Annotated in this window: 12 protein-coding genes; 9 read left to right on the top strand and 3 right to left on the bottom strand. The window is 55.9% G+C overall.

The genetic code is table 11. The annotated features are described in order from the left end of the window. The first annotated feature begins 103 nt into the window (after positions 1-103). The gene (locus tag ACR0CZ_RS13590; protein WP_170396268.1) at positions 104-574 is read left to right on the top strand and encodes a hypothetical protein; all 471 of its coding nucleotides are present in this window, start codon (positions 104-106) and stop codon (positions 572-574) included. Here ACR0CZ_RS13590 and ACR0CZ_RS13585 read toward each other — a convergent pair. Genes ACR0CZ_RS13585 through ACR0CZ_RS13575 form a run of 3 tightly spaced genes read right to left on the bottom strand, consistent with a single transcriptional unit; the run spans position 571 to position 3,495 of the window. Next, positions 571-1,167 (bottom strand): hypothetical protein, encoded by a 597-nt coding sequence (locus tag ACR0CZ_RS13585; RefSeq protein WP_170396270.1) that lies wholly within the window; start codon positions 1,165-1,167, stop codon positions 571-573. The genes ACR0CZ_RS13590 and ACR0CZ_RS13585 overlap by 4 nt on opposite strands. After that, the gene (locus tag ACR0CZ_RS13580) at positions 1,154-1,771 is read right to left on the bottom strand and encodes a TadE/TadG family type IV pilus assembly protein (RefSeq protein WP_170396272.1); all 618 of its coding nucleotides are present in this window, start codon (positions 1,769-1,771) and stop codon (positions 1,154-1,156) included. Before ACR0CZ_RS13580 ends, ACR0CZ_RS13585 begins: the two co-directional genes overlap by 14 nt. Further along, positions 1,768-3,495: a Tad domain-containing protein gene (locus tag ACR0CZ_RS13575; RefSeq protein ID WP_480503377.1), complete on the bottom strand. Its 1,728-nt coding sequence runs from the start codon at positions 3,493-3,495 to the stop codon at positions 1,768-1,770. The genes ACR0CZ_RS13580 and ACR0CZ_RS13575 overlap by 4 nt, the downstream gene beginning before the upstream one ends. 129 nt (positions 3,496-3,624) lie before the next feature. Here ACR0CZ_RS13575 and ACR0CZ_RS13570 point away from each other — a divergent pair, with 129 nt between their 5' ends. From ACR0CZ_RS13570 to dnaG, 8 genes are all read left to right on the top strand, one after another. Next, positions 3,625-3,933: a hypothetical protein gene (locus ACR0CZ_RS13570; RefSeq protein WP_170396276.1), complete on the top strand. Its 309-nt coding sequence runs from the start codon at positions 3,625-3,627 to the stop codon at positions 3,931-3,933. Continuing rightward, positions 3,920-5,350 (top strand): Glu/Leu/Phe/Val family dehydrogenase, encoded by a 1,431-nt coding sequence (locus ACR0CZ_RS13565; RefSeq protein WP_170396277.1) that lies wholly within the window; start codon positions 3,920-3,922, stop codon positions 5,348-5,350. Before ACR0CZ_RS13570 ends, ACR0CZ_RS13565 begins: the two co-directional genes overlap by 14 nt. Before the next feature lie 196 nt (positions 5,351-5,546). Further along, positions 5,547-6,800 (top strand): sarcosine oxidase subunit beta family protein, encoded by a 1,254-nt coding sequence (locus ACR0CZ_RS13560; protein ID WP_170466321.1) that lies wholly within the window; start codon positions 5,547-5,549, stop codon positions 6,798-6,800. Positions 6,801-6,855: 55 nt separating this feature from the next. After that, positions 6,856-7,119 carry a sarcosine oxidase subunit delta gene (locus tag ACR0CZ_RS13555; protein WP_170396281.1) on the top strand — a complete coding sequence of 88 codons (264 nt, stop codon included), beginning with the start codon at positions 6,856-6,858 and terminating at the stop codon, positions 7,117-7,119. Then, positions 7,116-10,049, top strand: a complete 2,934-nt coding sequence (locus ACR0CZ_RS13550; RefSeq protein WP_170396283.1) for a sarcosine oxidase subunit alpha family protein — start codon at positions 7,116-7,118, stop codon at positions 10,047-10,049. Before ACR0CZ_RS13555 ends, ACR0CZ_RS13550 begins: the two co-directional genes overlap by 4 nt. Further along, positions 10,042-10,587, top strand: coding sequence for a sarcosine oxidase subunit gamma family protein (locus ACR0CZ_RS13545; RefSeq protein WP_170396285.1), 546 nt, complete (start codon positions 10,042-10,044; stop codon positions 10,585-10,587). Before ACR0CZ_RS13550 ends, ACR0CZ_RS13545 begins: the two co-directional genes overlap by 8 nt. 35 nt (positions 10,588-10,622) lie before the next feature. After that, positions 10,623-10,919, top strand: coding sequence for a hypothetical protein (locus ACR0CZ_RS13540; protein WP_170396287.1), 297 nt, complete (start codon positions 10,623-10,625; stop codon positions 10,917-10,919). Positions 10,920-10,999: 80 nt separating this feature from the next. After that, positions 11,000-12,949 carry a DNA primase gene (dnaG, locus tag ACR0CZ_RS13535; RefSeq protein ID WP_170396289.1) on the top strand — a complete coding sequence of 650 codons (1,950 nt, stop codon included), beginning with the start codon at positions 11,000-11,002 and terminating at the stop codon, positions 12,947-12,949. The last annotated feature ends 26 nt before the right edge of the window (positions 12,950-12,975 follow it).

Below are 12,975 nucleotides of genomic sequence, written 5' to 3'. Positions count from 1 at the left end.
GCGCAGGAACACTGAAGCTGTGCGAAGATGCTCAGACAGGTGACGCGGTGCTGTCCTTTGCGTATCAAAGCGGTTAAAGCGGGCGGACAATCAGGAGAACAATATGCAAGAAGAAGTGCTGGCTACGGTCGCGGCCTCGGCACCGCGGCGCTGGACTGGGGTAGGGATGCTGGTCACGGTCGGGGCGTTGGTCATTTACGTCGCGTTGGCATCGCCGCCTGAGTTAGGCTGGCAGGTCTTCTTACTGGTTTCCGGGGCAGCCGCGTTCTGGTTAGCCCGTCGCATGTGGTACGCGACCGAAGACAGGATCGAGCTGACCCAATCCCAATTGCGCACAGGCTCAGGGCAGGTGATCTGCAATATCGAGGATGTCGAAGGCGTAGACCGGGGCGTGTTCGCATTTAAGCCATCAAATGGCTTCTTGGTAACCACTCATGCACGAAGCTCAAACCAGTGGGCGCCCGGTCTTTGGTGGCGTGTCGGACGAAGGATTGGCATAGGCGGCATGACAGCCGCCGCCGAGACCAAATACATGTCGGAAATGCTGTCGGCGATGCTTGCTGAAAAGAGTTAGACACCCAAGCAAGCAGGGTCGGTATTGACGATCTGATCGAAAACACGCGGGTGTGTGAAGACCAGATTATCCATTTCAAAGTCAGCAAATTTGAATGCCATCTGGAATGGCGCTTTATATGTATTGTTGGTTTCGACCAGGATCATTGAGCCGTTATCAGGCATTACCGGAAGCCGTTGTTTGATTTTCACGATCTCTGCGTCGGTCCATTTCTGATATCCGGTGCCCCGCACGCAGGACCATAGAACATCGTGGAGATCGTTATCACCATCATAGGTCAGATAGGTCACACGCATCGAGACCGGTGCTCTGGTATCAACCATGTTTTCCAGAAGGTCGTACATGGTGTTGATATACGCGGCGTTAACATCTTCAGCTTCGCGTGAGAGCACATCCGCAACTGCGTAGGCTCCTTTGATGTTGATCGCGCTTTGGCGATAGCTGTCATAATAGGTGTAAGACGCAAACATTGACCAGAACAGCAGCGGCAATATCAGCATTGCCTCGACCGATAAGGCGCCGTCTTCTCGTTTGAGAAAGCGGTTCAGCAGTGCCTTGGGAAGGTTGCGATTCTCTTTGTTAATTCGAGGCATCGGCCACATCCACTGTTGTGTCAGATGAATCGTCAGGATCAGCTGATGAACCACCAAATGGTTCATGAACAAATACGGTCGTCGCCTGCAGTTCCCATTGGCCGTCGTTGTCCTGCTTCGCAATGCCGCTCAGCATCGAAAGCCCAAAAACAGGTGAAACCTCAAGACAGGCGCGGATAATCATAAGCTCATTTGAAGTCCCTTGTTCAAAAACAACTTCGTCCGGCTTACGAATTGTCTCCGGAGTGTCGACGCAATAGGGGGTTGGATCCAACTGATTGCCGACACGCGGATCAATGGACTTCATCTCGAGCGCAAGGTTTTCCGAGCAATTGGTTATCAGCGCTTCGTCACAGATCATTTTCTTCAGCAGCGCGTGATCCCATTCATCTTCCCCTTCAGGAAGGCGATTAAGCCGAACCTCCCGAATTGTCATATCCAGAGATCGTTCAAGATCGGCATGGTGGAAGGATTGCAATCCCAGATCCATGCCTGAATAAGCGACATACAGGAAGAATGGAAACCAGAAGATAAACTCGATAGACGAGTTTCCATCCTCATTCTTTCGAAATCTCCGAAGCCGATTCCGCAGTGTCTTTGTCATTGGGTCAGCCTCAGGTTTTGAATGGAGGTGCTGATTGAATCGAAGACGCGTTCAATCTGATTGCCGGTCGCTTCATAGTAACGGGCAGGTTTGATCGCGCAGTCTTTCAGCATCTGCTTAACACCGTAGGGTGCCTCAAAAGCGATCGAGAAGATGATGACATTATCTTCTTCAGCTTCTTCGCAGAGATCTACAACATTTGGATTTTTGGTCGAAGGACCAATTTCGGTCGTGGAGTCAGCTGCAAATTCTTCGCCGCGATCCCAGCCATAAGCGTGACGCAACATATTCCGAATTGCGTATTTTTCAGTATGCGCCCAGACATCGGGCCATTCCAGTTCTACCGGATCGGAATCTGTTGAAAGCCCTTCGGAGTCCTCGCGTGTTTGCGATCGATCCATCGAATAGCAGGTGCCGTTGTAGTAATCCGTACAGCGGTAGCGCATATAAGTCCCATTGCCATGGGCATGATCTTGGTATTTGTCGCGGGTCCAGCGCCTGTACGAACTGTCCCGTACAGTTGTGGCGACGTTAGGCCAAGCCCAGCGGTCATACTCTTCATCGTAGATAGAATAAGTTTCGGCATCTTCATTCCAATAGATGTCCGAGGGGCCGTCATTATAAGGCGGATTCACTTTGTGCTGATAAGTGTTTTCACCATCCGTCATCAGCACCAGAACCTTGAGGGTGTCCGTGGTCTTGTTAGGGGCTGGCCGAATTGCGAACGAGTCCGGAATTTCTGAACTGTCCGCAATCTGAGCGATCAGCGGTTGGATACTATCGTCAAGCAAAGTTAGACCCCACTTGAGGCCCACATCGATCGAAGTCCAGCCGCTTGCCACAAGATTCTGGATCTGACCTTTCAGAATGTCAGGATCATTCTGGATTACTGTCATCTCTCGCCGATCTGTGGTGGTTTCAAGACGGCACGTATTGCTGGTTACCAACGTGTCGTTGAACCTTTTGTCGCTGGAGCCATTATCCTTGAAATGAAGAGTTTGCGGGACATAATCCCCTTTTGTGATGATGTTTCCTTCGTCGTCCACGATGTCGTAATAGTTGAAATCGGTCGTTGTGTAGTCCGAAGCCTGGAAATCGATGCAATTGGCCCTTTCGTTAGCCCCGATCGTGTTCAAAGCATTCATAAGGTAGTCAGGCACCGACACCTGTTCCGAGTAGGGCACGATTGAGATCGACAATCTACCATCTTCAGATTTCAGGATCATCTCATCGATAAAGTCCTCAGCGGCACTTTTGAGGTTGGTCAGCTTTGTCCCGCGCATCGAACCCGAGACGTCCAGAACCAATGAAATTTCGACGTTACCAATCGATTCTTCGGCGATGCTGGTGGCGGTTGTATCAATGTAATCGACGCCACTCCATTTCATGAAGTGTGTCTCAATGCTCATGTCGGCGCTGGCTTCGACTTTCCGCTTTCCTTCAAGTTCTGCAACCTGTGTCACGGTTCCGTCGTCGTTTGTCGTGCATGTCTCGGGCTCGACCTTGATATTTTTGATGATATTCGTATCGAAACCTTCTTTGCGAATGTAATCATTCACCACGACCCGTGGGCAAAGCTCTTGGTCCAGGTCAGCTGCGGCAAGGACCGCGCGGTCCAGTGCGTATTGTAGCCTTACCCTTTCGCGATCATACCGCATGACGTCGACCGCGAACCCGGCCACGGTGAAGACTATCACGATCAGGAAAAGGGCAAGGATCGTCATCGTGCCTTCTGTCGAAGAAACAAAGTGCCGCAAGTGCCGCGAACAACTGTTTTCGCGGCAGAGACGGTTGAATTGGGCCTTCAAATCAAACTTGCGCATAATTGGTTCCTCGGTCGATCAGACACACTGATGCCAGCACTTCGCAACTTTAATAATTTACCCACGGATCGTGGCGAGATTTGGGCGCAGTGGACACTATGCTGCTCGTTTTTAACGAGATTCAGCTTTATTCCCGGTGTTATTGGTGGTTTTGTTTCGCGCCTTTGGACAATCGCGCGGCTTTCGTTAACGCCCGACTCACCAATGGAGCTGAAAAGTAAAGTTCACAAACTGATGAAAATACGTGCAGTTACTGATTGCGGTATTTGGCAAGCAGTGCGACAAAAAGTCATGACGTATCTCGTCTACCGGCACGGAGGATTTTATGACCGGCATTAAAGAACCCAGCTTTCGTGAGAGTGTTGATTTGATGTTCAACAGAGCGGCGTCTCTGATGGATTTGCCGCCCGGGCTAGAAGAGAAGATACGGGTTTGTAATGCCACCTACACCGTTCGGTTCGGGGTGCGTCTGCGGGGGCAGATCCACACCTTTACCGGATATCGTTCGGTTCATTCGGAACATATGGAGCCGGTAAAGGGTGGCATTCGCTATGCCTTGGCGGTGAACCAGGATGAGGTCGAAGCGCTCGCTGCGCTCATGACTTACAAGTGTGCACTGGTCGAAGCGCCCTTTGGTGGCTCGAAAGGGGGCCTTTGCATTGATCCTCGCCAGTATGAAGAACATGAGATGGAACAGATCACGCGTCGTTTTGCCTATGAGCTGGCAAAGCGCGATCTGATCAACCCCTCACAGAACGTGCCTGCGCCCGATATGGGAACAGGCGAGCGCGAAATGGCGTGGATGGCTGACCAATATGCGCGGATGAATACGACCGATATCAACGCGCGAGCCTGTGTGACAGGTAAACCGCTGAACGCGGGAGGCATCGCGGGCAGGGTCGAAGCAACCGGGCGCGGCATCCAATACGCGTTGCGCGAATTCTTCCGAAACCCGGAAGACGTCAAGAAGGCGAACTTGTCAGGCACGCTGGACGGAAAGCGCGTCGTCGTGCAGGGATTGGGTAACGTGGGCTATCACGCAGCCAAGTTCCTCAGCGAGGAAGACGGGTCGCGTGTGGTCGGCATCATCGAATGGGATGGCGCACTGTACAATCCCGATGGCATCGACGTAGAAGCCGTGCGGCAGTGGATTGTCAAGCATGGCGGCGTGAAGGACTATCCCGACGCCACGCATTCCGCCGAGGGCGGCGCGGTACTTGAAGCCGAGTGTGACATCCTGATTCCGGCGGCGCTGGAGGGGGTAATAAACCTATCCAACGCCGAACGTATTAAGGCACCACTGATCATCGAGGCCGCCAACGGGCCTGTCACGGCGGGTGCTGATGAGATCATGCGCAAGAAAGGCACGGTGATCATTCCTGACATGTATGCAAACGCCGGTGGTGTGACCGTGTCCTATTTTGAATGGGTCAAAAACCTCAGCCACATCCGTTTTGGCCGGATGCAGCGGCGTCAGGAAGAAGCTCGGCATGAGTTGATCGTCAGCGAACTGGAACGGTTGGATCGGTATCTGGGTGACGCTTGGTCGATGTCTCCGGATTTCAAGGCTAAGTACCTAAAGGGCGCTGGCGAGTTGGAGCTGGTGCGTTCTGGTCTCGATGACACGATGCGCATTGCCTATCAGTCGATGAGCGAAGTCTGGCATGATCGCGCGGATGTCGACGATCTGCGCACGGCGGCCTATATCGTTGCGATCGACCGCGTCTCAAAAAGCTATCGCGCCAAGGGCCTCTGAGCGCACAGACAACAGAAGATTCTTGAGTGGCCAACCATCGGGTTGGCCATTTTTCATTTAGGTCGAAGTCGTCAGAGTGTGTGGATTGGTCGCCCAGCGACAAGTTTTCGTCGAAAACAGGAGTGGAACCGGATTCCGGCGTTGTTACTGCTGGGTGAAGTTGGTTTGATGCCGACACACCTGTAGGGAGTTCTGAATGCGTTTCTCCGGCTTACGTGTCCTGAAAGAGGGCCTGACCGGCAACAAAGGCTGGACGCCGCACTGGCGCGAGCCTGAACCGAAATCCGAATATGACATCGTCATTATCGGCGGCGGAGGTCATGGGTTGAGCACGGCCTATTATCTGGCCAAGGAACATGGTCTGACCAATATCGCTGTTCTGGAAAAGGGCTATATCGGTGGGGGCAATATCGGGCGCAACACCACCATTGTGCGCGCGAACTATTTTTTGCAGGGCAATTCCGAGTTCTACTCGCACTCATTGAAGCTGTGGGAAGGTCTTGAGCAGGATCTGAACTACAATGTCATGCATTCGCAACGCGGGATCATCAACCTGTTCCATTCGGACGGGCAGCGTGATGCCGCTGCGCGCCGGGGCAACATGATGATCAGTCAGGGTGACGATGCTATCCTGCTCAATCGCGATGAATTGAGGCGGATGGTGCCCTATCTGAATTTCGATGACCTTAGGTTCCCTCTGTATGGCGGTCTCTACCACCCGCGCGGAGGTACAGCGCGACACGATGCCGTGGCCTGGGGCTATGCGCGCGGAGCGGACCAGCGCGGCGTGGATCTGATCCAGAACTGCGAAGTGACCGGTATTGATATCGAGAATGGCGTGGTTCGCGGTGTTCAGACCTCGCGCGGGCCGATCCGGGCCAAGAAGGTGGCGACGGTTGCTGCCGGGCGTTCAGGTCAGGTGGCGGCGATGGCTGGAATGAGGCTGCCGATTGAAAGCCATGTCTTGCAGGCCTTCGTGACCGAAGGTCTGAAGCCCTGCATCGATCATGTGGTGACGTTTGGCATGGGGCATTTCTATATCAGCCAGTCAGATAAGGGCGGGCTGGTTTTTGGCGGTGATCTGGATTTTTACGCCTCCTATGCGGCGCGAGGTAACTTGCCCACCGTCGAAAGCGTGATGGAGGCCGGGATGGCGCTGATGCCGATGATCGGCAAGGCGCGGGTGCTGCGATCCTGGGGCGGGATCATGGATATGTCGCCCGATGGCTCTCCGATCATAGACCGAACGGATATTGATGGGCTCTATCTCAATTGCGGCTGGAACTATGGTGGCTTCAAGGCGGTTCCGGGTTCGGGGAATGTGTTTGCGCATCTGATTGCGACGGATCGGTATCACGAGAATGCCACCGGCTTCCGACTGGATCGTTTCCGCACCGGGCGCGGGATTATCGATGAAGAGGGCAAGGGCTCTCAGCACAATCTGCATTGAGGGGCGCGATGTTGGATTTGGGTATTATTGAAAAGATCAAGAAGGGCGCGCGGCTATGAGGATCACCTGTCCATATTGCGGCGAGCGGGATCGGCGCGAATTCTATTATCGCGGGGCGGCAGTGGATCTGGACCGACCGGCCCCGGATGCCGGTGAGGCGGCTTGGGATGATTTTGTCTACCAACGGGAAAACCCGGCAGGGCCGACACGAGAGCTTTGGTATCACGAAGGCGGGTGCGGTGCATGGATCGTGGTCACACGAAACACGGTCACGCATGAGATGATCGACGCGCAGCCGGCATCGGAGGAGCGGGCATGAGGATCGATGGAAAGGGTCTTATCGATCGTACGCAGTCGATTCCGTTTGTTTTCGATGGTGCCAGCTATAGCGGCTATGCGGGCGACACCCTGACCTCAGCGCTTTTGGCGAATGGCGTACGACTGATGGGGCGTTCGTTCAAGTACCACCGGCCTAGGGGTGTGCTGAGCGCAGGCAGCGAAGAGCCGAATGCGCTGATGACCGTGGGGGCAGGCGCAGGTCAAGAACCAAATATTCGCGCCACGATGCAAGAGATCTATCCGGGACTTGAAGCGCGCAGCCAGAATCGCTGGCCCAGCCTGAGTGTCGATTTGATGGGGATCAACGATCTGGCTTCCCCGTTTTTGGGCGCGGGTTTTTACTACAAAACCTTCATGTGGCCGAAAAGCTTCTGGGAAAAGCTATACGAGCCGATTATTCGACGTGCCGCCGGATTGGGAGCACTGTCGGGCGAAGACAATGCCGACAAGTACGAAAGCGCTTATGCCTTTTGCGATCTGCTGATTATCGGGGCAGGGCCTGCGGGGCTGATGGCCGCACTGGTCGCTGGTCGTGCCGGCGCGGACGTCATTCTGGCCGACGAAAACAGTCGCGTGGGTGGGCGTCTGCTGGCCGAGACCTATGAGGTCGACGGAAAACCGGGTCCCGTTTGGGTTGACGAAGTGCTGGCCGAGTTAGCCGCGATGGACAATGTCCGCATCATGACCCGGACCACTATCGCAGGTGCCTATGACCAAGGTACCTTTGCGGCGTTGGAACGCGTTTTTCACCATACGGATCACCGCCCCAACGGGGCGCCGTTGGAAACCTATTGGCGGATCGTGGCCAAGCGGTCAGTTCTGGCGGCAGGCGCGCTGGAGCGCCCGGTCGCATTCCGCAACAATGATCGCCCGGGGATCATGACCGCTGGCGCGGTGCGGGCGTATCTAAACCGATGGGGTGTCAGCCCGGGCCGCAATGTGACGATCTTCGGAAATACTGACGATATCCATCGCACTGCTCGTGATTTGTTGGATGCTGGTGTCCATGTGGCGGCTGTGATCGATAGCCGCCATGACGCGCCCTTGTCTGACGATTACGAGGTTCTACGCGGGGCGCAAGTTTGTAACAGTTCGGGCCGTAAGGGGCTGGAGGCGATTACAGTGCGCCGCGCCAGTGGAGAAGAACGGATACACACGGATTGCCTTGCCATGACAGGGGGCTGGAATCCTTCGGTTCATCTAACGTGTCACATGAATAGCCGCCCGATCTGGAAGCGTGAGATCGAGGCCTTTGTGCCAACGCCGGGGGCCGTGCCGGGCATGGTGACAGCGGGTGCGTGCAATGGATCTTTCTCAACTACAGCCTGCCTTCGTGAAGGGATTGAGGCAGCCAAAGGCGTGCTCGGCGATCTTGGCTACAAGGCCTCGAAGACTGTGCCACCGCAGGCCGAGGATACGCCATACGAGATCACGCAGCTTTGGGCCGTGCCCGGCAAAGGCCGCGCGTGGCTGGATTTCCAGAACGATGTTACAGTGAAAGACGTCAAACAGGCCGCGACTGAGAATTTCCGGTCAGTCGAGCACATGAAGCGCTATACGACGCAAGGTATGGCGACGGATCAGGGCAAGAATTCGAACGTGGCAGCATTGGCCATTCTGGCGGACGTCACCGGGCGCGCGATACCCGAAACCGGAACCACGACGTTCCGCCCTCCGTATTCTCCTATCGCCATTGCCGCGCTGGGCGCTGGGGCTGAAGGCAAGGGTTTCAAACCGCAACGCTTTATCACTTCGCACAAAGCGACCGTAGCGCGGAAAGCTCCGTTGGTTGAGGCCGGGCTGTGGTATCGCCCCAGCTATTTCCCAAAGGATGAAGAAACCACGTGGCGGCAATCCTGTGACCGTGAGGTCAACATGGTGCGTCAGGCCGTCGGGGTGTGCGATGTCTCGACGCTTGGCAAGATTGACATACAGGGGCCGGATGCGGGGGCGTTTCTGGACTTCGTTTATACGAACATGTTCTCGACCCTCAAAGTTGGCCGAACGCGATATGGCCTGATGTTGCGTGAGGATGGATTCGTCATGGATGATGGCACCACCGCGCGGCTGGGAGAGACGCATTACTTGATGACCACCACCACGGCAGGTGCTGGCGATGTAATGAAGCATCTGGAGTTCGTTCATCAGGGCCTGCGCCCTGATCTGGATGTCTCGTTCATCTCGGTCACTGAACAGTGGGCACAGTTTGCCGTGGCCGGACCAAAATCGCGTGAATTGTTGAACGATCTGCTGGACACACTTCTTGATGAAGAAAGCTGGCCCTTCATGGCTTGCGGATCGATCTCGGTGCTGGGTATGCAGGGGCGTTTGTTCCGGATCTCGTTCTCGGGCGAGCATGCATATGAAATCGCCGTGCCTGCGCGCTATGGCGCGAGCCTGTTCGATGTTTTGACCGACCGGGCTGAGACACTGGGCGGTGGTCTTTATGGGATGGAGGCACTGAACGTTCTTCGGATCGAAAAGGGCTTTATTACGCATTCCGAGATCCACGGACGGGCGACTGCCTATGATATCGGCATGGGTCGGATGGTGTCGCAGAAGAAGGATTGCATCGGCAAAACCATGTCGCAACGTCCGGGCCTTGAAGAGCCGGGGCGCGAGCGGTTGGTCGGGCTCAAACCCATTGGCGAAAGCAAGGAATTGCTGGCGGGTGCGCATCTTTACCGGGAAGAGGCCGAGCCGGTGCGGACCAATGATCAGGGCTATCTGACCTCCGTGTGTTATTCCCCGACGCTGGAAACGATGTTGGGCTTGGGCTTCTTGGCGGACGGGCCTGAGAGGTATGGAGAAATCGTGAAAATGGTCGATCATCTGCGCGGCGTGACAACCCTGTGTGAAGTGGTGAACCCGGTTTTCTTTGACCCCGAAGGAGGGCGCGTCCGTGGATAATCTGACCGCCAAAACACCCTGCGACGGGTTGCTGCCTTTGACTATCGGCTCAGTAACGCTCAGCGAAGAGGATGTAGGGGCGATCCATTCGATCTCACCTTTCAAGGGTAAGCAAAAGGCGCTATCCGAAGCTTTGAAAGCAGCGCACGGGATGGCCTATCCATCGGCCAACCGCGCAACGGGTAAGGCTGGCGCGCGGGCGATCTGGTTCGGCCCGGCGCATGCGATGCTGATCGGGCCGTCTCCTGATGCGACCCTGACCGAGAATGCTGCCATTGTGGACCAATCAGATGCCTGGGCTGTGGTCCGGTTAGAGGGTGCTGATGTCGAAGACGTACTGGCGCGCGTAGTGCCGGTTGATCTGCGCAAGGTGCATTTCAAGCGCGGCCATACCTCCCGCACCCTGCTCTTCCACATGACTGCTTCGATCACGCGCGTTGGAGAGGACGCGTTTCAGATCATGGTCTTCCGTTCAATGGCTGAGACGTTGATTCACGATTTGAAAAGGGCGATGGAAGGCATCGCCGTGCGCGGCTAAGCTGCGCTGAAAGAAACGAATCCCGGGAGATCCCCATGTTGCGTATCGCTATCGTTGCGGCCGTGCTGGCCACGCCAGTGGTTGCACAGGAAACCAAGGAACAGAGCTGCAAGTATCAGGCCGACGTTGTTGCAGCGATACAGAAAGCACGACTTGACCGGGTCAAGGAACGCGATGTGGCGCAGGCGGTGGCCGACAGTGGTCCTACCTGGCCCGAGAACTACAATGCCGCTGTTCCGCTGATCACGCCTTGGGTATATGAGCAGAAGATGCGCGACGTGCGTAAGAAGGATCTCGGAGCTGCGTGGCTGGAGTTGTGTTTACAACAATAATCCACAGTCAGATCATTTCTCTGTGGACAACCGCGCGCCATCCCCTTGGCGCGCGTTTTCATTTCTGGCAGGTTTGACCCATGTCTTTGCCCCCCGGATTTCTGGATGAACTGCGCACGCGCCTCAGCCTGTCTCAGGTTGTTGGGCGTAAGGTCATGTGGGACCAGCGCAAATCCAATCAGGGCAAGGGGGATATGTGGGCGCCTTGCCCCTTTCATCACGAAAAGACCGCCTCGTTCCACGTCGATGACCAAAAGGGATTCTATTATTGCTTTGGCTGCCACGCCAAAGGGGACGCGATCAGTTTTGTGAAAGAGACCGAGAATGTCTCTTTCATAGAAGCCGTGGAAATTCTGGCGCGCGAGGCCGGGATGCCGATGCCCGCGCGTGATCCCAAGGCGCAGGAAAAGCAGGACCGCCGTTCACAGCTGGCCGAGGTGATGGAACAGGCTGTGCAGTTCTTTCGTTTGCAACTCAAGACTGGGGCAGGGGCGGCGGCACGTGATTATTTGACACGTCGCGGTCTTGACGCGAAGGCGCTGGACCGTTGGGAAATCGGTTTCGCACCCGAGGGCTGGCAGGCTCTGTGGGATCATCTAACCGGTAAGAATGTCTCCGAGGACCTAATCCTTGGGGCCGGGCTGGCGAAACCTTCGAACAAGGGCAAAAAGCCCTATGACACATTCCGCAACCGCATCATGTACCCGATCCGCGACCCGCGCGGGCGGTGCATTGCGTTTGGTGGCCGGGCGATGGATCCCAATGACAACGCCAAATACCTGAACTCGCCCGAGACCGATCTGTTCGACAAAGGCCGCAGCCTCTACAACCATGGCCCCGCACGACAGGCGGCAGGCAAGGGGCAGCCTTTGGTTGTGGCCGAGGGCTATATGGACGTGATCGCTTTGGCTGAGGCCGGGTTTGGCGCGTCGGTTGCGCCATTGGGGACTGCGATCACCGAGCATCAGTTGCAACTACTTTGGCGCATCTCTGACGAGCCGATCATCGCTTTGGATGGCGATACGGCAGGGCTGCGCGCGGCGATGCGGGCGGTCGACTTGGCGCTGCCGTTGCTGGAAGCGGGCAAATCCTTGCGCTTTGCACTGATGCCCGAAGGCAAGGACCCCGACGATTTGCTGCGCGCCGAAGGTTCGGGAGCGGTGCAGGGTGTGCTGGATGCTGCAATCCCGATGGTCAAACTGCTCTGGCAACGCGAGACGGAAGGCAAGGTCTTTGACAGCCCCGAACGCAAAGCGGCGCTGGATAAATCCCTGCGAGAGAAGATCAAGCTGATCCGCGACCCCTCGATCCGATCGCACTACGGGCAGGAAATTAAGGACCTGCGCTGGCAATTGTTTCGCCCACAGCGACAATCGCAAAATCGTCCGTGGCAACCGCGCGGAAAATGGCAGCCGCAGGCACAGCCTGCCACGCCAGGCGCACGGGCGTCATTTCTGGCCTCGGCCGAGAATGCGGATATTCAACTGCGCGAAGCGGCAATTCTCGCGATTGCCATCCTGAATCCGCAGGTTGTTGTGCAATTCGAAGCTCAGCTGGAAGAAATGGATTGCCACGACCCTGATCATGCGGCCTTGCGGGGGGCAATCCTGCGTCATGCGATTGACAATCCCGATAACCTGCAAGACCACATCATGCAAACTTTGGGGCCGGAACCCCTTGAAAACCTGCTGGCCCTTCGCCATGTCGCAGTGATCCCCTGTGTGTACAAACCGGGCGACGTTGAAAAGGCCGAGATGACGCTGGCCGAGGAACTCGCAAAGATCAAAGCGCTCCGGGGGTTGGATGCTGAGATTGCCGAAGCGGCAGAGGAATTGTCTGATCTGGCCGATGAGGCGCTGACATATCGGCTGGCGCAAGCCGCCGAAGAGCGCAACCGTACAAGCCGCAGCCAGAACGAAGACAGGGCCGTTTTCGACATCGCCGACAATGGTGCGCGAATCAACCGCGATGAGAAAGACGCGTTTGAGGCCATCACGTCTGGCATCAAATTCGAACGGAAACATCGATGAAGTGGTGTTTTCGTAAGGCACTGGAA

Source organism: Ruegeria sp. H9, assembly GCF_056532915.1.
Note: the sequence above shows the minus strand (reverse complement) of the source record. Positions and strands in the feature narration are given on the sequence as shown.

What these genes read in the sequence shown, in the direction of transcription:
- ACR0CZ_RS13590 (WP_170396268.1), top strand. Translation starts at nt 104, where the DNA reads ATGCAAGAAGAAGTGCTGGCTACGGTCGCGGCCTCGGCACCGCGGCGC.
- ACR0CZ_RS13585 (WP_170396270.1), bottom strand. Translation starts at nt 1,167, where the DNA reads ATGCCTCGAATTAACAAAGAGAATCGCAACCTTCCCAAGGCACTGCTG.
- ACR0CZ_RS13580 (WP_170396272.1), bottom strand. Translation starts at nt 1,771, where the DNA reads ATGACAAAGACACTGCGGAATCGGCTTCGGAGATTTCGAAAGAATGAG.
- ACR0CZ_RS13575 (WP_480503377.1), bottom strand. Translation starts at nt 3,495, where the DNA reads ATGACGATCCTTGCCCTTTTCCTGATCGTGATAGTCTTCACCGTGGCC.
- ACR0CZ_RS13570 (WP_170396276.1), top strand. Translation starts at nt 3,625, where the DNA reads ATGCCAGCACTTCGCAACTTTAATAATTTACCCACGGATCGTGGCGAG.
- ACR0CZ_RS13565 (WP_170396277.1), top strand. Translation starts at nt 3,920, where the DNA reads ATGACCGGCATTAAAGAACCCAGCTTTCGTGAGAGTGTTGATTTGATG.
- ACR0CZ_RS13560 (WP_170466321.1), top strand. Translation starts at nt 5,547, where the DNA reads ATGCGTTTCTCCGGCTTACGTGTCCTGAAAGAGGGCCTGACCGGCAAC.
- ACR0CZ_RS13555 (WP_170396281.1), top strand. Translation starts at nt 6,856, where the DNA reads ATGAGGATCACCTGTCCATATTGCGGCGAGCGGGATCGGCGCGAATTC.
- ACR0CZ_RS13550 (WP_170396283.1), top strand. Translation starts at nt 7,116, where the DNA reads ATGAGGATCGATGGAAAGGGTCTTATCGATCGTACGCAGTCGATTCCG.
- ACR0CZ_RS13540 (WP_170396287.1), top strand. Translation starts at nt 10,623, where the DNA reads ATGTTGCGTATCGCTATCGTTGCGGCCGTGCTGGCCACGCCAGTGGTT.
- dnaG (WP_170396289.1), top strand. Translation starts at nt 11,000, where the DNA reads ATGTCTTTGCCCCCCGGATTTCTGGATGAACTGCGCACGCGCCTCAGC.